This is a genomic window from Rhizobium sp. P1_C7 (assembly GCF_056406295.1).
In genome coordinates, this window is sequence record NZ_JBFUAL010000004.1 from 322,999 (window position 1) to 342,271 (window position 19,273).

Genomic DNA, 19,273 nt, shown 5'->3' on the forward strand with positions numbered 1-19,273 from the left:
TGAGAGGGCCGGGGAGCGATAGCTCCGCGGAACTCCGGCAGTATTTTGCAACACGCTTGTCGTATGAGGCGCCCCATCCGCCCCTGCGGGGCACCTTCTCCCCGAGGGGAGAGGGGGAGATGGCCGCATGAAGTTCAACAAGCTTCGCGTCATCGGCTTCAAGTCCTTCGTAGAGCCGACCGAATTCATCATCGAGCGTGGACTGACCGGCGTTGTCGGGCCGAACGGCTGCGGCAAGTCGAACCTTGTCGAAGCCCTGCGCTGGGTGATGGGCGAGAATTCCTACAAGAACATGCGTGCCTCGGGCATGGACGACGTGATCTTCTCGGGCTCGGGAAACCGCCCGGCGCGCAACACGGCCGAAGTCGCGCTCTATCTCGACAATTCCGACCGCACCGCGCCCGCCGCCTTCAACGACAGCGACGAGATCCAGGTGACCCGCCGCATCGAGCGCGAACAGGGGTCGATCTACCGCATCAACGGCAAGGAAAGCCGTGCCAAGGATGTCCAGCTGCTCTTTGCGGATGCATCCACAGGCGCCCGTTCGCCGTCGATGGTCGGGCAGGGGCGCATCGGCGAGCTGATTTCGGCAAAGCCGCAGGCCCGCCGCCAGCTACTGGAAGAGGCAGCCGGCATTTCCGGCCTGCACTCGCGCCGCCACGAGGCCGAGCTCCGGCTACGCGCCGCCGAAGGCAATCTCGAGCGTCTCGACGATGTCACCTCCCAGCTCGAAAGCCAGATCGAGAGCCTGAAACGCCAGGCCCGGCAGGCGAGCCGCTTCAAGTCCCTGTCCGCCGACATCCGTGCCCGCGAGGCCATGCTGCTTCATATTCGTTGGGCGCAGGCCAAGGACGCAGAAGCCGAGGCTGAAAGCGCTCTCAATCAGGCGACGGTCGTCGTTGCCGAAAAGGCGCAGGCGCAGATGGAGGCGGCGAAGTCGCAAGGTATTGCGAGTCTGAGGCTGCCGGATTTGCGCGAGGGCGAGGCGCGTGCTGCCGCAGCCTTGCAGCGCCTTCAGTTCGCCAAGACGCAGCTGGAGGAGGATGCAAACCGCATCCTGCGGCGACGCGACGAGCTCACGCGCCGCCTTGCCCAACTGGCGGAAGACATCGGGCGCGAAGAGCGCCTGGTCGCCGACAATGCCGCAATCCTGGCACGCCTCGATGCCGAAGAGGCTGATATCGCTGACGTCCTTGCCGATTCCGGCCGTCACGCGGAGGAGACGCGCGAGGCCTTCGAGGAAGCGGCCGCGAGGCTTGCCGACAGCGAGCGGATCTTCACCGCTGTGACGGCCGAACGTGCCGAAGCGTCAGCCGGGCGCAATCAGCTGGAACGCGCCATTCGCGATCTCTCCGACCGCAGAATGCGGCTCGAGCGGCAGATGGACGAGGCGAACCGGGAGCTCTCGGCGATCGGCGAAAAGATTGCCACCCTGCCTGATCCGGACGAGAAGCGGGCTGTGGTCGAAGCGGGCGAGATCGCCGTTGCAGAGGCGGAAGCCGCGATGCAGGCCATCGAACAGGCGCTTGCCGCGGCCCGGCAGACCGAGGCGATGTCCCGCGCGCCGGTCGATCAGGCGCGCTCGAAAGTGAACGCGCTCGAAACCGAAGCCCGTACCATTTCCCGCATGCTCGCCGCCGGCGCTTCCGCGGGCGAATTTTCTCCGGTCGCGGACGACCTGCGCGTCGATCGCGGTTTTGAAACAGCCCTTGGCGCTGCCTTGGGAGACGATCTGGAATCCCCGCTCGATCCGAATGCTCCGGCACACTGGTCAGAGAACGGCGACGGGGCGTCCGACCCCAGCCTGCCGGCCGGCGCCACGCCGCTTTTGGAGCACGTTCGCGCACCGGCAGCGTTGATGCGGCGGCTGAGGCAGATCGGTCTGGTGCCGGATGTCGATGCGCTGACGCTTATGCACCAACTGAAACCCGGCCAGCGGCTGGTGACCAGGAACGGCGCGGTCTATCGCTGGGACGGTCATGTCGCCGGGGCGGATGCGTCAAGTGCGGCGGCCCTGCGCCTTGCCCAGAAGAACCGCCTTTCGGAACTCGAAAGCGAAGCAGCACTCGCCCGCGATGTTCTGGTAGAAGCTGAGGAACAGCTTTCCGTGGCTGCCGAGGCGATCGGTGTCCAAGAGCGTCGCCTTGCCGATGCGCGCGATGCGGTCAGGCTTTCTGCGCGACACCTGGCCGACGCCCGCGATGCACTCACTGCTGCCGAGCGCGCCTCCGGCGATCTGATCCGCCGCCGTGACGTGATTGCCGAGGCGGTCAGCCAGCTGCAGTCCCAGCTCGAGGACGTGGCCGTTCAGGAAGAGAATGCCCGCATCGAGCTCGATGACGCGCCCGACGTGACGGCGATTGACGAGCGGCTGCGGCTGCAGCAGGCGAATGTGGCTACCGATCGTGGTGCTCTTGCGGAGGCCCGCGCACGCCACGAAAGCCTGAACCGCGAGAACGAGGCCCGCCAGCGTCGACTCATCGCCATCGGTCAGGAGCGGGACACCTGGCGCCAGCGTGCCGCCAGCGCCGAAGATCACATCGCCACCCTGCGCGAGCGCGAGGAAGAAGCCCGCGACGAAGCCGTCGAGCTGGAAATGGCCCCGGACGAATTCGACGATAAGCGCCGGGCGCTGTTGAACGAGCTGCAGCAGGCAGACAAAGCCCGCCGCCATGCGGCCGACGTGCTTGCTGAAGCCGAGCTTCTTCAACGCGATGCAGACCACAAGGCGGCGACCGCTCTGTCGGGGCTTGCCGAAAGCCGCGAGCGCCGGGGCCGCGCGGAAGAGCGCCTGGTTTCCGCCCGCGAGAAGCGGCAGGAGGGGGAGGCACGGATCCGCGAGGCGCTGAACGTCGCGCCGCACGAAGCCTTGCGCCTCGCCGGCCTGCAGGCCGTGCAGGCGATACCGGATCTGCGCGAGGTCGAGCGCGAGCTCGAACGGCTGAAGATGGAGCGCGAGCGCCTTGGCGCCGTCAACCTGCGCGCCGAGGAGGAGCAGAAGGAACTTAGCGATAAGCTCGAGGCCTTGATCAAGGAGCGCGACGACGTGATCGACGCCATCCGCAAGCTGCGCGGCGCCATCCAGAGCCTCAATCGAGAAGGTCGCGAACGCCTCATCGCCGCCTTCGACGTCGTCAATGGTCAGTTCCAGCGCCTCTTTACCCATCTCTTCGGCGGCGGCACGGCCGAGCTGCAGCTGATCGAATCAGAAGACCCGCTGGAAGCGGGCCTCGAAATTCTGGCGAGACCGCCCGGCAAGAAGCCGCAGACCATGACGCTGCTTTCCGGGGGCGAGCAGGCGCTGACGGCGATGGCGCTGATCTTCGCCGTATTCCTGACCAATCCGGCGCCGATCTGCGTGCTGGACGAAGTGGACGCGCCGCTCGACGACCACAATGTCGAGCGCTACTGCAACCTGATGGACGAAATGGCCGCCTCGACGGAAACGCGCTTCGTTATCATCACGCACAACCCCATCACCATGGCCCGCATGAACAGGCTTTTTGGCGTCACGATGGCCGAGCAGGGCGTGTCGCAGCTCGTATCCGTCGACCTCCAGACCGCCGAGCAATTGCGCGAGATCGCCTGATACGACGAAAAACCCAAAAAAAGTCGGCGTCGGTTGGCCGTTTCACCCAATAAGGTGATGTCTTCGTACCAATCTTGTATTAGAACATCCATAAATGCGGCTGCGATGCCGCTTTGAGTGATTGCCGCGCGCAGATGTCGAGGCTTATTGCCCTCCGTTTCGTGCCGGCATACTGAACCCCCCGTCCGGTTTTCCTGGCCGGACGGAAATAAGGCTTTGCGGGACTTTGTTGCGGTCCCGCAAAGCTTTATTCTTTTTCAGGCAATCAAAAATCGTTCCGCCCTCAACGGATATTGTGCGTTGCAACATTTTGGCCGCATTTGTCGATTTTCTTTTCAACTCCAACGGATTAAGTTGATCCCGATTTGGGTTTGGGGGGAATATGACCAAATGGGTCTACACATTCGGCAACGGGACGGCCGAAGGTCGTGCGCTTGACCGTGAGCTTTTGGGCGGCAAGGGCGCAAACCTCGCAGAAATGTGCAGCCTCGGTCTCCCTGTGCCGCCCGGCCTGACGATCGTCGCGGACGCATGTGCTGCCTACTACGACGGCGGGCACCGGATCGGCGAAGAGCCGAAAGCGCAGGTGCTTTCCGGTATTGGAGGCATCGAAGCGATCACCGGGCGCCGCTTCGGCGCGGGGGAGAGGCCGCTCCTGCTGTCTGTACGCTCCGGTGCGCGCGTGTCGATGCCCGGCATGATGGACACGGTGCTCAATCTCGGTCTCAATGACCATACGGTGCAGGCGCTCGGCCACGACGCCGGTGATGCGCGTTTCGCCTGGGATAGCTATCGCCGTTTCATTCAGATGTATGCCGACGTGGTCATGGGCATCGACAACGATGTTTTCGAGGAAATCCTCGAAGATGAGAAAGGTCGGCTCGGCTACGAATACGATACGGAACTGACGGCCAGCGAATGGCAGCATGTCGTCTCGCTCTACAAGTCGATGATTGAGGAAGAGCTGGGCGAGGAATTTCCCCAGGACCCGCAAGTGCAGCTATGGGGCGCCGTCGGGGCCGTATTCGCAAGCTGGATGAGCGCCCGCGCCGTCACGTACCGGCATCTCCACAACATTCCGGGAAACTGGGGCACAGCCGTCAATATTCAGGCCATGGTGTTCGGCAATCTCGGCAACGCGTCTGCAACGGGCGTCGCCTTCACGCGCAACCCCTCGACCGGCGAAAAGTCGCTTTACGGCGAGTTCCTGGTCAATGCGCAAGGCGAGGACGTCGTCGCGGGCATCCGCACGCCGCAGAGCATTACCGAGGAGGGACGCATCAGCTCCGGTTCCGACCGGCCGTCGATGGAAAAGTTGATGCCGGATGCCTTCAAGGAATTCTCTCTGATTTGCACCAGGCTTGAAGCGCACTACCGCGACATGCAGGACATCGAGTTCACCATCGAACGCGGGACGCTCTGGATGCTGCAGACGCGCTCCGGCAAGCGCTCGACGCGCGCGGCGATGAAGATTGCCGTCGACATGGTGGACGAGAAACTAATCACCGAGGAGGAGGCAGTGCTCCGTATCGAGCCGTCCTCGCTGGATCAGTTGCTGCACCCGACGATCGACCCACGGGTGCCGCGCGAGGTGATCGGCACCGGCCTGCCGGCATCGCCGGGAGCTGCGACCGGTGAGATCGTTTTCACCGCCGAGGAGGCCGTCGCCGCCGAGGAGGAGGGGCGCAAGGTCATCCTTTTGCGCGTCGAGACGAGCCCGGAAGATATTCATGGCATGCACGCGGCCGAAGGCATTTTGACGACGCGTGGCGGCATGACCAGCCACGCTGCCGTCGTAGCCCGCGGCATGGGTATTCCCTGTGTTGTCGGTGCCGGCACGATGCGTATCGACCCACGCAACGAGCGCCTGATCGGATTGGGTGTCACGCTGAAAAAGGGCGACGTCATCACAATCGACGGGTCGGCAGGCCAGGTTCTGAAAGGCGAGGTTCAGATGGTCCAGCCGGAGCTTTCCGGCGATTTCGGACGTATCATGCAATGGGCCGATCGCGTCCGCCGCATGACGGTACGCACCAATGCGGACACGCCGGCCGATGCTCGCGCGGCGCGCTCGTTCGGCGCCGAAGGCATTGGCCTCTGCCGCACCGAGCACATGTTCTTCGAGGGTGAGCGCATCCATGTCATGCGCGAAATGATCCTCGCCGAGGACGAGAAGGGTCGACGCGCGGCGCTCGACAAGCTGCTGCCCATCCAGCGGCTCGATTTCACGGGTCTTTTCAATGTCATGCATGGATTGCCGGTGACGATCCGCTTGCTCGATCCGCCGCTGCACGAATTCCTGCCGAAGAGCGACGAGGAAATCGCCGATGTTGCCGCAGCGATGGGCCTGGAGGCGGCCGCACTGCGCCAGCGCGTCGATGCACTCCATGAATTCAACCCCATGCTCGGCCATCGCGGCTGTCGCCTCGCCATCTCCTATCCCGAGATCGTCGAAATGCAGGCGCGCGCCATTTTCGAGGCGGCGGTGGCTGCAGCCCATGAAACCGGCGCTGCTGTCGTTCCGGAAATCATGGTGCCGCTGGTCGGCCTTCGTTCGGAACTCGACTACGTCAAGGAGCGCATCGATGCCGTCGCCAGAGATGTGATGACGGAAGCCGGCATGCGGATCGACTATCTTGTCGGCACGATGATCGAGCTTCCGCGAGCGGCACTGCGGGCCCACGTCATTGCGGAAGCCGCGGAATTCTTCTCCTTTGGTACCAACGACCTGACGCAGACGACCTTCGGCATATCACGCGACGATGCATCGGCCTTCATCCCGACCTATCAGCGCAAGGGCATCATCGAGCATGATCCGTTCATATCGCTGGACTTCGACGGCGTCGGAGAGTTGATCCGCATCGCAACCGAGCGCGGCAGGCGCACACGCAACGACATGAAACTCGGAATTTGTGGCGAACACGGCGGCGATCCCGCGTCCATTCACTTCTGCGAGGAAATCGGGCTCGACTACGTCTCCTGTTCGCCGTTCCGCGTGCCGATCGCAAGGCTTGCAGCGGCTCAGGCGGTCATTCGTGCCGCTCAGCGATAGTGGCGGTAGTAAGGGCGGCCATAATACGGTCCGCCCAGGCTGTAGGACATGTCCATCATGACCATGTCGCTGTCGTAACGCGCCCGTGCCTGTCGATCGAGGTCGATACGCTGCAGGCAGGTGGCGAATGCGTCGGTGCCGCGCTTGAAGCCATAGCTCATGCATTGCCGCTCGTCCGCGGCACGACGCTCCTCGGGCGAAATCGTCTGACACGCGGACAGCCCTATGGCAGTTGCGGCGAGGGCGAAGGTTAGGGTGAGGATCCGCATCGACATATTAAGCCATTGACCTTGTTCACTCACCAAAGGCCATTCGTGCGCGTCCGTCAATCGGAAATGCCACCTCAGGCCGCTCCTGCTCGGTCACCGATAGGCAGGAGCGCGGGGTTGAGCGTCGGATCCTGCGGGTTCTTCGTGTCGCCGGGATCCTGCGCCGGCGTCAGCGGCGGTTTTTCCTGAACCCGGTCGGGAATTCCCGGGGTTGGTGTCGGTCCTCTCGGCGTGTCGGCGCTCGGGATGGGCATTGGTTCTCTGTTCGGCATGACGAATCTCCTTTGATGGAGAAACGATGCCTCATGGCTTTGGTTCCGGCTTTCGTCCAGCGCCATTCGCCTGTAAGAAGGCTGCTTCTGAGCAATGGAAGGCAGGCATGGCATTACGTGATCGATTTTCGAAGAAACTGACCTGCCCGCAATGCGGCAATAGCGGTTTTGCCGAAGCGTCGGAAATCGACGACCCGAAGCGCAGACATCCGGGTTTTACCGTTGATCACCTGCCGCGCGGTTTCTTTATACAGCGTCCGTCGAACCACCAGGAGACTTGCATGATCAAATGCCAGTGCGGGCGCAAGTTTGCCTTCCGCAGCGTGGCGGAAGCCGCCAGCGGTCGTGATTGAGGGTCAGAACCTCTCTAGTACCTTGATGAATGCGTCGGCAAACCGGACCACATGCGCGGTCTCGGGAGCAGGCGTTTCCATGCGGATGTCAGTGCCGTTCTGCTCGAGTGCCGCAAGAACGATCCGCATGTCCGAGGCAGCAGACGGGATTCGCAGCACGGCGATCCGCTTGCAATCCTCCATAAGGCCCTCGGCCGGGAGGTCGAACAGAAACTCGCCGCCCGCCTTCGCGGCAGCTTCCCGAACTGCATCGCAGAAATCGGCATCGCCATCATAGCTGTCGAGCGACAGCTCGAGTTCCAGAAGCTCCACCGGCAGAAGCGGGTCCTTGCCATCGGTTCCGGTGAAAGCCGGCGCCTGGGTCTCCACTGCAAGCTCGGATGCAATCATTGCCCTTCTCCTGTTCGTCCCTGCGCGATGAACATGCTGCATTACGGTCATTTCATGCAATATCAGAAATCGCTCACGCACGCCATCGTCGTCTTGCGCGAGGCTATCACTGTCTTCTCCGTGGATTGCGCAGTCCAGTTCGAGACAACAGTTTCAATTTAGGCGAATCTTGCACTAAACAAGTCATAGGGCGATATGCGTGTTCATGCGGGACGCGCCGCTTGCGACTAACCGGTAAGTTTGATGGCAATCCGTTTCGACCGCCCTGTTTCCAGTGCCGCCCGCTTTTCGCGGCGTTTCGCAGCGTTCTCGCTGGTACTTTGCCTCGCAGCGCTGTTCGGCCATCGCTTCGGCGGACTGGCGACACCCTATCTCGTCCTCGTTCTCCTTGTCTCCGCAGGATTTGCGGCGTTGGCCGCCCTCCTGGCCTTCGCCGGTCTTCGAAGCCTGTGGTTGACAGGCGCCGAGGGCGGACATGACGCATTGAAGGGGCTGATTTTCGCCGCGCTGCCGCTGGCGATCGGGGGGCTTGCGGTAGAACGCTATTTCGCCCTGCCGGCTATCTACGATGTGTCGACTGATCTCGTTTCCGCGCCGGAATGGTTGAAGTCGCCAAATGCCGATCAGATCTGGCTGAAGCGCAATGCGGTGACGGCAGACGACCGCGAGAAGCAGCTGGAAACCTACCCGGAACTGACCGGCCGCCGCTACGACGGCGCGATCGACCGCGTGCTCGAGGCGGTCAAGAAGGTCGCCAAGCTAAATGGCATCAGGATCACCCGCGCCGAGGGTGACAGCGAGCCGCCGCGCGCTCCGGAAAACAAGCCCGCCAGCGCTGGCGCCGAAGAGAATGCCGTCGCAGATGCTCCGGAGGCAGTCCCCGTTCCGACCCCGAGACCCTACGACGACGACGTGGCCCAGCTCATCCGCCGCGCCAACGGTGTGACATTGCAGGGCGACACGCGCACCCTTGTTCTCGGCCTGCGGTTCGATGTCGTCATCCGGCTGCGCGAAGAGGCCGAAACGACCTTCGTCGATGTCCGCGTCGCCTCTCGCTACGGCCCCGCCGATCTCGGCTTCAGCGCCGAAATCGCCGAGGACTATCTGAAGGCGCTCGATGCCGAACTGCTCGGCATTGCCGGGAGCTAGAGAACTCCAGCAAAAGCGGCGGTTGCGCACCACGAATTCTAAAGACGATCGGCGAGGCCCCGCGGCAGGAGCTGGGAGGTCCGAACCCACCAGGGGCACCGAGCCCGGCGATCATCCGATGGATCCCTGCGACTTGAAGAAAGCCTGCCCGTTCTCGGCAAGTATGTTGCTCTCGTAGTCGCGTCCGTCCAGCCCGTAGCGCCGATAGAGGGCTTCGCCGAGCGGTGATTGGGCGACGAGAAAGCGATACCGCGCCGCCTTGTCATGCTTCAGCGCGAACTGGACCCACGCCGAGCAGATCACGTATTCGCCATCGAAGACGACCTTGTCATCGGCAAACTCGGGAACGGCGGCATCCCTGCGACAGCTGCGGTCGGTGTGCATTCCATCACATCTGTTACACTGGCCGATACGATCCGAAGAGCGCCGGCGGGCCATCGGTCTCAATCTCGCCGCGTTCGAGCAGATCCTCGATATGGGCCAGCACCGAAAGGGCGGCTGCGCCATGCAGGCGGGGATCGGTATCGCGGTAGATCACCTTCACCATCTCTGGAATGGAGACATCGCCGGCCCGGATGCGCCCCAGCACGGCGCGCTCGCGCATGCGCCGATGCGTCTTCAGCGCCCGCATGAACGACACCGGCCTCCGAACAGGCCCGCCGTGCCCCGGCAGCAACAAGCGGTCGCGCCGCGCGATAAGCCTGTCGAGCGACGTCATGTAGTCTGCCATGGACCCGTCCGGCGGTGCCACGATCGAGGTTGCCCAGGCCATCACATGGTCGGCGGAGAAGAGGACACCGGTACCGTCGAGCGCAAAGGCCAGATGGTTGGCGGTGTGGCCCGGTGTCGGTACGACTGTCAGTCGCCACCCGTCGCCCTCGATCGTCTGGCTGTCGCCAATGGCGATGTCCGGGCGGAACTCCATGTCGGAGCTTTCCGCGAACGGATTGATCTCCCCGGCATGCAGCGGCCGTGCGGCGCGGTGCGGCCCTTCTGCGACGACGGGCGCACCGGTTGCCTCCTGCAGGCGCCGCGAGAGCGGCGAGTGGTCGCGATGCGTATGGCTGACGAGGATATGCGTGACCTCGCGCCCCCTGAGTGCGGCCATCAGCGCCTGGAAGTGCGCCTCGTCCTCAGGCCCGGGATCGATGACCGCCACCGAGTCCACGCCGACGATGTAGCTGTTGGTGCCGTGGAAGGTGAAGGCGCTCGGATTGTTGACCGTGATGCGCTGCACATGCGGGGCAACCGGGACCGGCTGCCCGTAGGCCGGATCGAAGGCACGATTGAAGTGAGGGTTGGCCATGTCGTTCTACGCTGAATGCCGTTGAATTGCTGACGGCCCGTTACTTGTACTCGATCTCAATGAACGACATCGGCTGCTCGCCGGCGTTGACCACATTGTGTTCCATGCCGGCATCGCGGCGGTAGGCGGCACCCTTGGCGATATCGACCCTGCGGCTGCCCTCCTTCTCCTCGAGAAGGAATTTGCAATCCGTCATCGGCACCACGACATAGCCCATGCCATGGGTGTGTACGCCGGTATCGGCGCCTGGCTCGAAGTCCCAGCGCGTGATCCGCACCACGGCGTCGTCGACGAGGAGGGTGGCAAGGGCAGGCGGGCGGGCACGATACTGGCTCATCATCACTCCGGCAGACTTCGGTCTCATCTCTCCAGACCTAGCACGGCGCCTGCAGATGCGCACAGAAATATGCTTGGGCCGAAACTTAATGATTGTGACCGGCATCGTCCTTTGCTAATCAGGCGTCGATTTGGCAAGCGGTCTCCGCTTCCAAACTCTGCTGGGGCGTCGCCAAGCGGTAAGGCACCGGTTTTTGGTACCGGCATTCCCAGGTTCGAATCCTGGCGCCCCAGCCACGGCTTTTCGGTCCGTTCTGGACCACATAGGTTACGTTTTATTCCCCGGATGGAGCGTCGCTGGGCCGTCCGATCCTTGCCAACCCCACAGCCACCCGATCGCACCAAATTTGGTTCCCGCCGGGCTTTGCGTTTAGCGCCATTGGCGTTGACAAAATCCGCGCGCAAAATAAGCCTCCGCTTGCTCAATTCTGAGCAAGGGGCAAACCATGAAACTGAAACTGATGTCCGTCGCGGTTGCGGCGGCCTTGCTGGCGTCCGCCGGCGCATCCTGTGCGGAAGATCTCGTTTTTTCGCTGAAGAACGGCACGAACTCGGTACTTACGAACTTCTACACCTCGCCGGTCGGCGTCAACGAGTGGGAAGACGATGTCTTCGGCGAGCAGGTTCTCAATCCGGGCGAGAGCATCGATATCACGATTGCCGACGGTCGCGACGTCTGCAAGTATGACATGCGCTTCGAATTCGAGGAGAACTCGGACCTAGATACGACGACAGATACGCAGAACCTCTGCGAAATGGGCTCCTACACTATTCACGAATAGGCGTGGCTGCGAATAAGCGGGGCGACCCCAGTCCAGAGAGGGGTCTCGGGACTGGATGCCGATCGGTTCAAATGCATAAGGCGGCCCGCAAGGCCGCCTTTCCTGTTCATCGATCCGGTTGGCCTTATTGCGCCTTGTTGGCCGGCGCCAGGAATTCGGCGCAGTAGGAGGGACCGTTGACGCCCGGGACGTCGCCGGAGATGCGGATGGTGCGGATCGTGTAGTCGGAGTTCGTGGTGATCTCTGCCTGGCAGCGGAGGTAGAGCTTTCGGGCTGGGGAGGTCTGCTTGCCGCGCTTGCCGTCGGCGCCTTCCGAATATTTCGCCGGAACCGCTACAGTCTTGTAGCCGCCCTTCCAGGTATAGACGTTGCCGGAACCGTTATCGGCATCTGTAAGCGGCGGGCCGAAGGCGGCAAAGAATTTGCCGGCCGACTGGCCGACCCAACGGCTGGAGATCGGATCTGCTGCAGTCGGAATGGTCGTGCAGCCGGCCAGCGCAATGGCGAGCCCGGCCGCGGCAAAGGTGCGGAGTTTCATCATATCGTCCCTGAATTGTCGCGCATTCGATCGCGGGGAACCGCTGCCTGGCAACGGTTCCGCGTGTCCCGTCGAGCCCTTTAGCCCGGAACTCAGCAAAAGAAAATCGGCTCGCCTTCGCAATTGCATAATTTGCAACGGGTGTGGCTTTTTGCTCCATCCCGGCGACCGATTTCACCAATCCGCCGGGGCCAAAAAAATGCGCAGGCTTTTGAATATTGGAGCTTGCGCAATGGGATGGGTCGGTCTATAGAGGCGCCGCTGGTCACGGAGTGTAGCGCAGTCTGGTAGCGCACCACGTTCGGGACGTGGGGGTCGAGTGTTCGAATCACTCCACTCCGACCAGCCAAAAAGCCCGCGAAAGCGGGCTTTTTTCTTGCTTCGTCGCTGACCCTGGCGAGATAGGCCCGACCGTCGATCAATACTGACTTCGTTACTACCGCAATGAGGTAATTCGTACTGCATTGTGAGGTATACGCATGTCGCATTTGTCATGTTAGCGTCAACTTCAAGAAAAACCTGAAGTATGGACAACATGTCAAAGTATATCCTGGTTCAAGACGACGACAGATGGTCGATTGTCGATGAGGCGACGCAGGCGCCTGCAAAGATCGACGGCGTGTGGCTTGCGCGGATGCAGCATGACGAAGCGCGGCAGATGATCAAAATCCTCAGGGGCATTGATGTAATACGCTGCGCGTCGACCCGCACGGCCGTGTCGGCGAAGAGACTTGGAAGGCTGGCGCTGAACAGCGCGGGTATCGAATAGCTCGGACGCGGTTCGGCGAGGCCCTTGCCGGGGAAAGTGGACGCTTTCCGTTTTTCCAATCCTGAGTATAGTCTCGGCTTGGAGTGATCTTCGTTTCAGGAGGGCGACATGGATGTCAGGGTAATGGGTGTTATTCTGGCCGCTGTTTTTCTGATCCCGTCAGCAGCCGTTGCGGCTGAATCGCTGAAGGTCGATGGCCGCACACACACGTGCAGCGAGCTCGCGCAGATCATCCGCCAGAACAAATCGGTCTTCGTCCGCGTCGGCATCGGTGGCCGCAGCTTCCGTTATCCGCCGGCCAAATGTAAGCTCGGTGAGAAGCGCGGCACCACCAATTTGCGCGATGCGAATGGGAAGCAGTGCGTTCTCGATTACGCCTGCGTCCACGACTCGCAGTCCTTCTATAATTTTCAATAGTACCTGCCGCGTCGCCTCCACGCCGACAGGGCAATCGCGCTCCGATTAGAAAAGAACTCTTGCCAATCTAGATGTTGCCTGCGGCATATCCGGCGCTTAAAGCTGGTGGTAATCCCGTGTCATGAAAAGTGGACCGATGAGCAGCAACTTCTATTCCAACCTGGGTGGCTTGCCGCCGCAGACCGAACTTTTGTCGAGCAAGGCAGTCTTCACGACCGCCTACGCCGTCATTCCCCGCACCGTCATGACGGATATCGTCACCAGCGTGCTGCCGCACTGGTCGGCAACGCGCGCCTGGGTGTTGTCGCGTCCGCTCACCGGCTTTTCCGAGACCTTTTCGCAATATGTGATGGAAGTGCAGCCGGGCGGCGGCAGCGACCGGCCGGAGCCGGAAAAGCGCGCCGAAGGCGTGCTCTTCGTGGTCGAAGGCGAAATGACGGTCGAGTTCGAAGGCACGCCGTACGCGCTCCGCTCCGGTTCCTTTGCCTATTTGCCGGCAGGCTCGGCCTGGCGCCTGTGGAACAAGAGTGCCGCGCCGGTGAAATTCCACTGGGTGCGCAAGGCGTTTCAGGTGGTTGACGGCCTGGAGCCGCCGCCGGCGATTTTCACGCATGAGGACAACCACCCGGTTTCGGCGATGCCAGATACCGACGGCCGCTGGGGAACGACCCGCTTCATCGACCCGGCGGACGTGCGCTACGACATGCATGTCAACATCGTCACGCTGGAAACCGGCGCCGTTATCCCCTTCATGGAAACCCACGTCATGGAGCACGGCCTCTATGTGCTCGAGGGCAAGGCGGTCTATCGGCTGAACACGGATTGGGTCGAGGTCGAAGCCGGTGATTTTATGTGGCTCCGCGCCTTCTGCCCCCAGGCGTGCTACGCGGGCGGCCCCGGCCGCTTCCGCTACCTGCTCTACAAGGACGTCAATCGCCATATGGCGTTGTGGTAGAGATACATGCGCCGCCGTTATTCCTGTGCTCTTCACAGGAATCCAGTCACGGCGCGTCTGTGCCGTGAGAAGGGTCTTTCGCGCTCAAGGATTTGAGCGCACTGGACCCCGCCACAATGGAAGGATGAGGGAGCGAATGGGGAACATTCAACACTGACATCGCAGTACCGGTTGCTTTCCGCATTTCCAACGATGAACCGGGGCCTCTCGGCCCCGGTTCTCGCCTCCAACACTCAGATGTCGCTTGCGGCGTCCGACCAGAGGTCGGCGGCCTGGGCGGCCGTCATGCGCCGGACCTCGGCTTCGTGGCGGCGGCTGGCGAAGAGTTCGCTAGCCATGATCTGATCGGCGAGATCGGCCGGCAAGGACAGTATCACGCGGGCATCGCCACCATGGATGCCGCCGAGCTCCGAGCGCTTGCCCGTGATCATGCCGCCGGCCACCGTGTTGTTGGTGTCCGGATCGATCAGGATGAACGAGCCCGAGGAACGGTTCTGTTCGTAGGGATCGAAGATAGCGGCCTCGTCGAAGGCGAGATGCACCTTGCCGATGGCGTTCATGTAGAGCGTCTCTGCCGACGTCCAGGTCCCGCTCTTCAGCTGCAGCTGGGCGACCGGCTGCACCTGCACGCGCTGGCGGCGGCTGCCGCTCTTCAGCCAGTAGCGTTTGCCGGCCTCGATTCCCTCGGGCTGCAACGCTACGATCTGGGCGTCGAAGGCGAGCCCGACCTGCGGCTGGGCATCGATCGCGACGATCATATCGCCGCGCGCGACGTCCACCTGGCGGTCGAGGACGAGCGTGATCGCATCGCCGGCGACGGCTGCGTTGCGCACGAGGTCGAACGTTACAATCTTCGCAACGTTGGCGACCATGCCGGACGGCAAGATCATCACGCTGTCGCCGGGCTTCACCGAGCCGCCGGCAACCGTGCCTTGATAGCCGCGGAAGCTTTCGCCCGGACGCGAGACGCGCTGGACGGAGAGGCGGAAGCCGACAGTCTGCGAAGACCGTACGGTGGCAAGTTCCAGCGTTTCGACCAGCGTCGGGCCGGAGTACCACGGCATCGAGGCCTCGCCAGGGTAGACGACGTTTTCTCCCTTCAGCGCCGACATCGGGATCGCGGTGATCTGCTTGACGCCGAGAGACAGGGCGAATTCCCTGAATTCGTGCGTGATCTTCTCGAAGCCGGCACGGTCATAGTTCGTCAGGTCGATCTTGTTGATCGCGAGCACGAACTGCTTGATGCCGAGCAGCGAGGCGATCGTCGCATGGCGGCGCGTCTGTTCCAGAATGCCGGCACGGGCGTCCACGAGCAGGATCGCGAGATCGGCAGTTGATGCGCCCGTTGCCATGTTGCGCGTATACTGTTCGTGGCCGGGCGTGTCGGCGACGATGAACGAGCGTTTGTCGGTCGAGAAATAGCGATAGGCAACGTCGATGGTGATGCCCTGTTCGCGCTCAGCCTGCAGGCCGTCGAGCAGCAGCGCGAAGTCGGGCAGGCCGAGATCGTTCTGCTTGCCGGTGGAATCGCGCTGAAGCGTCGCGGCCTGATCTTCCTTCACCGCCTTGGTGTCCCAGAGCAGGCGGCCGATCAGCGTCGACTTCCCGTCATCGACGCTGCCGCAGGTGATGAGGCGGAGCGGTCGCGTGTCGCGCACGGCCTTGACAGGCTCGGCAGCGGGCAGAGGGACGACGGTTGCGGCCGAGGCTGCTGTTTGAGCTGCAGTCATCTCAGAAATATCCTTCACGCTTCTTTTTTTCCATGGAGCCGGATTGGTCGCGATCGATCGCGCGGCCCTGGCGTTCGGAGACCGTTGCGATCTCAAGTTCGGCAATCACCTCTTCGAGAGTGGTTGCCTGGGAGGGAATGGCGCCGGTCAGCGGGAAGTCGCCGAGCGTGCGGAACCGGATCATGCCCTCCTGGCGAACTTCGCCCGGTAGCAGTTTCAGGCGCGGATCTTCGGCAAGGATCAACATGCCGTCGCGCTCGACGTATGGCCGCTTCTTTGCATAGTAGAGCGGCACCAGCGGAATATCTTCGGCCTGGATGTAGCGCCAGATGTCGACCTCGGTCCAGTTCGACAGCGGGAAGGCGCGCACGCTTTCGCCCTTGCGGATCTGGCCGTTGTACACGTTCCAGAGCTCTGGGCGCTGGTTGCGCGGGTCCCAGCGATGATCGGGTGTGCGGAACGAATAGATGCGCTCCTTGGCGCGGCTTGCCTCCTCGTCGCGTCGTGCACCGCCGAAGGCAGCATCGAACTGGCCGGCGTCGAGCGCCTGACGCAGCCCTTCCGTCTTCATGATGTCGGTAAAGGTTGCCGAGCCGTGGGTGAACGGCGTTACGTTCTCAGCCGCGCCGCGTGGATTGATGTGCTCGATCAGATCGAGGTCGTACTTCTTCGCGGTCTCGTCGCGAAACGCGATCATCTCGCGGAACTTCCAGCCGGTGTTGACATGCAGCAGCGGGAAGGGGACGCGACCGGGGTAGAAGGCCTTGCGCGCCAGATGCAGCAGCACCGACGAGTCCTTGCCGATCGAATAGAGCATTACGGGACGTTCGAATTCGGCAGCCACTTCACGGAAGATGTGGATGGATTCGTTTTCTAGGGCTTTCAGATGCGGGTCGAGCGGCGACTTGCTGCTTTGCGGATTGTTGAGTTCCGTATCCGGACGGCTATCAGGCATTACTAACTCCAGACTTCGATCATTCGCGGGCGGGAGGCATCCGGAATGGAGTACATTTCAGACTTCGGGGAGCGCATGCAGTTGCCATGCCCCGGTCCCGAGATCGACGGGCTACTGTTGGGCGGCGATCGCCGAGGTTTCTTCGGCAACATGCAGGCCGCATTCGCGCGTCTGATCCTGCTCCCACCACCAGCGGCCGGCGCGCTCGGGCTCGCCGGGCTTGATGGCACGCGTGCATGGCTCACAGCCGATCGACGGGTAACCGCGCGCATGCATCGGATTGACCGGCACGCCGTTGTCGGCGACATAGGCCTTGATGACGTCGATATCCCAGTCGGCTAGCGGATTGACCTTCAAGAGATGCCGCTCGGCGTCATACTCGGCAAAGGGCGTCTCGGCGCGGTTGGCGGACTGGCCGCGGCGAAGGCCGGTGATCCAGATCGTTGCTCCTGCAAGCGCGCGCGCAAGGGGCTTTAGCTTGCGCACGCCACAACAGGCATGCCGGGCTTCGACGCTCTCGTAAAAGCCGTTCATGCCGTATTGGGCGGCATAGGCGTCGATATCGGCCTGCTCCGGCTCGTAGCGGCTGATGTGGATATCGTACTGTTTTTCGGTCTCGTCGATCAGTGCTAGCGTTTCGGCAAAGAGCCTGCCGGTCTGCAGCGTCACGACGTCGATCGGCAGGCGGTGATTGCCGATTTCCGCCGTGATCACCTGATCCTCGACACCGAGCGAGGTCGTGAAGACGACGCGTCCGCCAAGTCCGGCCACAAACGACAGGCGTTCGGCCAAGTTGAGGCTAGCAAGTTTCGCGTTCAGCGTTTCCGCCTCTTCGATTGTATGGGCAACAGTCATGGGAGTCCTGTCCTAGATGCTGGCCGGAGTATCGCAGGTCAGGAATGGATCGGACAGAAAAAGGCATTTCGAAAGCAGGCTTGAAAGGAGCAAATATCTCTCCCCGGCCACTGCAATGCAGAAAAGCCGCCGCGCGAGTGACGAAAATCGCCCGCGAGCCCTAATCTCTATTGAAATAGTAGAGTTACACGTTGCCTGTCAATCGGAAATCTGAATTGATAGCGCCGAGGCTGAATTTTAGCGTAGATTCATGTTCATTGGCCGAGGGCAAAAAACAAGGCTAAAAACCTTATGTCGCAGGGGTTTCGCTTCTTCGTTCAAATTCCGTTCATGCGGGAAGTGCGATAGAGATACGATGATGATTTCGGTGGGCTGAGAATCGCTCTGCCATGTGTGTGTCGACGGGCAATATGATTACGCAGAAAGCCAAATATGCGCTGAGGGCGCTCGCAGTTCTGGCCGAGGCCGATAACGGCGAACCTGTGATGATCTCCGATATTGCGGCGCAGCAGAAGATACCGAAGAAGTTCTTGGAACAGATCCTGCTCGACCTGAAGCATCAGGGTATCGTCTCCAGCCGCCGCGGCAAGCAGGGCGGCTATCTGTTGCTGAAGCCGGCCGATATGATCACCTTCGGCGAGGTGCTACGCATCATCGATGGCCCGATCGCTCCGCTGCCGTGCTTGTCGATTACGGCCTATCGCAAATGCGATGACTGCGACGGCGAACAGAACTGCGAAATCCGCCACGTCTTCGCAAAAGTTGCGGATGCCACTCGCAAGGTGCTTTTCTCCACGACTATCGCCGATGCCATCGCGCCCGCCAAGGTTGCGCAGGTCGCGCGCCTGCTGGCGTGACGGGCAGTTCCTCGCTTGCACGACACCAGCAAACTAAGCCTGCCATGCAGGGGATCACAGTAGCGCGACAGTTCTGCAATTGTCCTGAAAGCTGCATCGCAATTGCAACGCATGAGGTTCGCCATAAAGTCGGCAACGCTTCCTTCCCTCCGCGTCGATCCCGAGTTGCGCGCCTCTGCCGAGAGCGTTCTGAAGACGGAGAAACGCTGTCCGTCTTCCTCGAGAATTCGGTGCGCGCCCAAATCGAATACCGTCGCACGCAGGACGAATTCGTGGCCCGCGGTCTTGCGTCGCTTGAGGAAGCCAAGCGCACTGGCAACTACCATCGTTGTGAAGACGTTCTCAAAATGCTGAAGTCCAAGCTCGATGCCGCGCGGGCCGCAAGAGACGAATGAAATATCAGGTCCGTTGTACGGATGAGGCCTTGGCGAATTTCGACCGGCTCTACGATTATCTGATCGAATGGGATGTCGATGCCGCCGAGCGTTCCTGTGGGGCACTGCAGAAAGCCATCAAGTTTCTTGAAGACTTCCCCTCCAGCTGCCGCAAAGCCCGTGGGCAGAGTTCGTTTCGTCGCGAAATGGTCGTGTCCTCCGGTTTTGCCGGTCGTGTGGCTCTGTTCGGAACAGAAGACAGTCGTTCAGTGACGGTCGTTGCCGTCCGGCACCACCGTGAAGAAGATTACCACTAAGCACTACG

General features: G+C 61.8%; 19 protein-coding genes, 2 tRNA genes and 2 pseudogenes. 13 read left to right on the top strand and 10 right to left on the bottom strand.

Annotated elements, in window-relative coordinates; all coding sequences use genetic code 11:
• The first annotated feature begins 127 nt into the window (after positions 1-127).
• Positions 128-3,589, top strand: coding sequence for a chromosome segregation protein SMC (gene smc / locus AC1D2R_RS08410; RefSeq protein WP_477966651.1), 3,462 nt, complete (start codon positions 128-130; stop codon positions 3,587-3,589).
• Positions 3,590-3,971: 382 nt separating this feature from the next.
• Positions 3,972-6,641 (top strand): pyruvate, phosphate dikinase, encoded by a 2,670-nt coding sequence (ppdK, locus tag AC1D2R_RS08415; protein WP_477966653.1) that lies wholly within the window; start codon positions 3,972-3,974, stop codon positions 6,639-6,641.
• Here ppdK and AC1D2R_RS08420 read toward each other — a convergent pair.
• Entirely contained in the window at positions 6,632-6,910 is a 279-nt protein-coding gene (locus tag AC1D2R_RS08420) for a hypothetical protein (protein ID WP_477966782.1), read from the bottom strand. The two genes, ppdK and AC1D2R_RS08420, sit on opposite strands and share 10 nt — an antisense overlap.
• Before the next feature lie 74 nt (positions 6,911-6,984).
• Positions 6,985-7,182: a hypothetical protein gene (locus AC1D2R_RS08425; RefSeq protein WP_477966655.1), complete on the bottom strand. Its 198-nt coding sequence runs from the start codon at positions 7,180-7,182 to the stop codon at positions 6,985-6,987.
• A 107-nt stretch (positions 7,183-7,289) separates the two neighbouring features.
• On the opposite strand from AC1D2R_RS08425, the gene AC1D2R_RS08430 reads away from it, so the two are divergent.
• Positions 7,290-7,535, top strand: coding sequence for a hypothetical protein (locus AC1D2R_RS08430; protein ID WP_477966784.1), 246 nt, complete (start codon positions 7,290-7,292; stop codon positions 7,533-7,535).
• Positions 7,536-7,538: 3 nt separating this feature from the next.
• On the opposite strand, the gene AC1D2R_RS08435 is transcribed toward AC1D2R_RS08430, so the two are convergent.
• Positions 7,539-7,925: a hypothetical protein gene (locus AC1D2R_RS08435; protein ID WP_477966657.1), complete on the bottom strand. Its 387-nt coding sequence runs from the start codon at positions 7,923-7,925 to the stop codon at positions 7,539-7,541.
• Between the two features lie 243 nt (positions 7,926-8,168).
• On the opposite strand from AC1D2R_RS08435, the gene AC1D2R_RS08440 reads away from it, so the two are divergent.
• Positions 8,169-9,074, top strand: coding sequence for a DUF1499 domain-containing protein (locus AC1D2R_RS08440; RefSeq protein ID WP_477966659.1), 906 nt, complete (start codon positions 8,169-8,171; stop codon positions 9,072-9,074).
• 18 nt (positions 9,075-9,092) lie between these two features.
• On the opposite strand, the pseudogene AC1D2R_RS08445 reads toward AC1D2R_RS08440, so the two are convergent.
• The 3 genes and pseudogenes from AC1D2R_RS08445 to AC1D2R_RS08455 form a co-directional block, all read right to left on the bottom strand.
• A pseudogene (locus tag AC1D2R_RS08445) lies at positions 9,093-9,458 on the bottom strand (thiol-disulfide oxidoreductase DCC family protein); the annotation flags it as partial.
• 13 nt (positions 9,459-9,471) lie between these two features.
• Complete coding sequence (locus AC1D2R_RS08450) at positions 9,472-10,380, bottom strand: MBL fold metallo-hydrolase (protein WP_477966661.1); 909 nt, start codon at positions 10,378-10,380, stop codon at positions 9,472-9,474.
• Between the two features lie 40 nt (positions 10,381-10,420).
• Positions 10,421-10,717: a cupin domain-containing protein gene (locus AC1D2R_RS08455; RefSeq protein ID WP_477966663.1), complete on the bottom strand. Its 297-nt coding sequence runs from the start codon at positions 10,715-10,717 to the stop codon at positions 10,421-10,423.
• A 161-nt stretch (positions 10,718-10,878) separates the two neighbouring features.
• Between AC1D2R_RS08455 and AC1D2R_RS08460 the strand changes: the two genes are divergently transcribed.
• Positions 10,879-10,953, top strand: a tRNA-Gln gene (locus AC1D2R_RS08460).
• Positions 10,954-11,162: 209 nt separating this feature from the next.
• A complete protein-coding gene (locus tag AC1D2R_RS08465) occupies positions 11,163-11,498 on the top strand; it encodes a hypothetical protein (protein ID WP_477966665.1) in 336 nt (111 codons plus the stop codon).
• A gap of 124 nt (positions 11,499-11,622) precedes the next feature.
• Here AC1D2R_RS08465 and AC1D2R_RS08470 read toward each other — a convergent pair whose 3' ends face one another.
• Entirely contained in the window at positions 11,623-12,036 is a 414-nt protein-coding gene (locus AC1D2R_RS08470) for a hypothetical protein (protein WP_477966667.1), read from the bottom strand.
• Between the two features lie 268 nt (positions 12,037-12,304).
• Here AC1D2R_RS08470 and AC1D2R_RS08475 point away from each other — a divergent pair.
• The 4 genes from AC1D2R_RS08475 to AC1D2R_RS08490 all read left to right on the top strand — a co-directional run bounded on the left by AC1D2R_RS08475 (position 12,305) and on the right by AC1D2R_RS08490 (position 14,177).
• Positions 12,305-12,381 (top strand) — tRNA-Pro (locus AC1D2R_RS08475).
• A gap of 190 nt (positions 12,382-12,571) precedes the next feature.
• A complete protein-coding gene (locus AC1D2R_RS08480; protein WP_477966669.1) occupies positions 12,572-12,805 on the top strand; it encodes a hypothetical protein in 234 nt (77 codons plus the stop codon).
• Positions 12,806-12,913: 108 nt separating this feature from the next.
• Positions 12,914-13,222 (top strand): hypothetical protein, encoded by a 309-nt coding sequence (locus tag AC1D2R_RS08485; protein ID WP_477966671.1) that lies wholly within the window; start codon positions 12,914-12,916, stop codon positions 13,220-13,222.
• 136 nt (positions 13,223-13,358) lie between these two features.
• Positions 13,359-14,177 (top strand): bifunctional allantoicase/(S)-ureidoglycine aminohydrolase, encoded by an 819-nt coding sequence (locus AC1D2R_RS08490; protein WP_477966673.1) that lies wholly within the window; start codon positions 13,359-13,361, stop codon positions 14,175-14,177.
• A 233-nt stretch (positions 14,178-14,410) separates the two neighbouring features.
• On the opposite strand, the gene cysN is transcribed toward AC1D2R_RS08490, so the two are convergent.
• The 3 genes from cysN to AC1D2R_RS08505 form a co-directional block, all read right to left on the bottom strand.
• Complete coding sequence (cysN, locus tag AC1D2R_RS08495) at positions 14,411-15,907, bottom strand: sulfate adenylyltransferase subunit CysN (RefSeq protein WP_477966675.1); 1,497 nt, start codon at positions 15,905-15,907, stop codon at positions 14,411-14,413.
• A 1-nt stretch (position 15,908) separates the two neighbouring features.
• Positions 15,909-16,862 (bottom strand): sulfate adenylyltransferase subunit CysD, encoded by a 954-nt coding sequence (cysD, locus tag AC1D2R_RS08500; protein ID WP_477966677.1) that lies wholly within the window; start codon positions 16,860-16,862, stop codon positions 15,909-15,911.
• Positions 16,863-16,973: 111 nt separating this feature from the next.
• Complete coding sequence (locus AC1D2R_RS08505; protein WP_477966679.1) at positions 16,974-17,717, bottom strand: phosphoadenylyl-sulfate reductase; 744 nt, start codon at positions 17,715-17,717, stop codon at positions 16,974-16,976.
• Positions 17,718-18,127: 410 nt separating this feature from the next.
• On the opposite strand from AC1D2R_RS08505, the gene AC1D2R_RS08510 reads away from it, so the two are divergent.
• From AC1D2R_RS08510 to AC1D2R_RS08520, 3 genes and pseudogenes are all read left to right on the top strand, one after another.
• Positions 18,128-18,574 carry an RrF2 family transcriptional regulator gene (locus AC1D2R_RS08510; protein ID WP_477966681.1) on the top strand — a complete coding sequence of 149 codons (447 nt, stop codon included), beginning with the start codon at positions 18,128-18,130 and terminating at the stop codon, positions 18,572-18,574.
• Between the two features lie 123 nt (positions 18,575-18,697).
• Positions 18,698-18,969: pseudogene (locus AC1D2R_RS08515) on the top strand (YlcI/YnfO family protein).
• Positions 18,966-19,265 (top strand): type II toxin-antitoxin system RelE/ParE family toxin, encoded by a 300-nt coding sequence (locus AC1D2R_RS08520; RefSeq protein ID WP_477966683.1) that lies wholly within the window; start codon positions 18,966-18,968, stop codon positions 19,263-19,265. The pseudogene AC1D2R_RS08515 and the gene AC1D2R_RS08520 overlap by 4 nt, the downstream one beginning before the upstream one ends.
• Positions 19,266-19,273 lie beyond the last annotated feature (8 nt).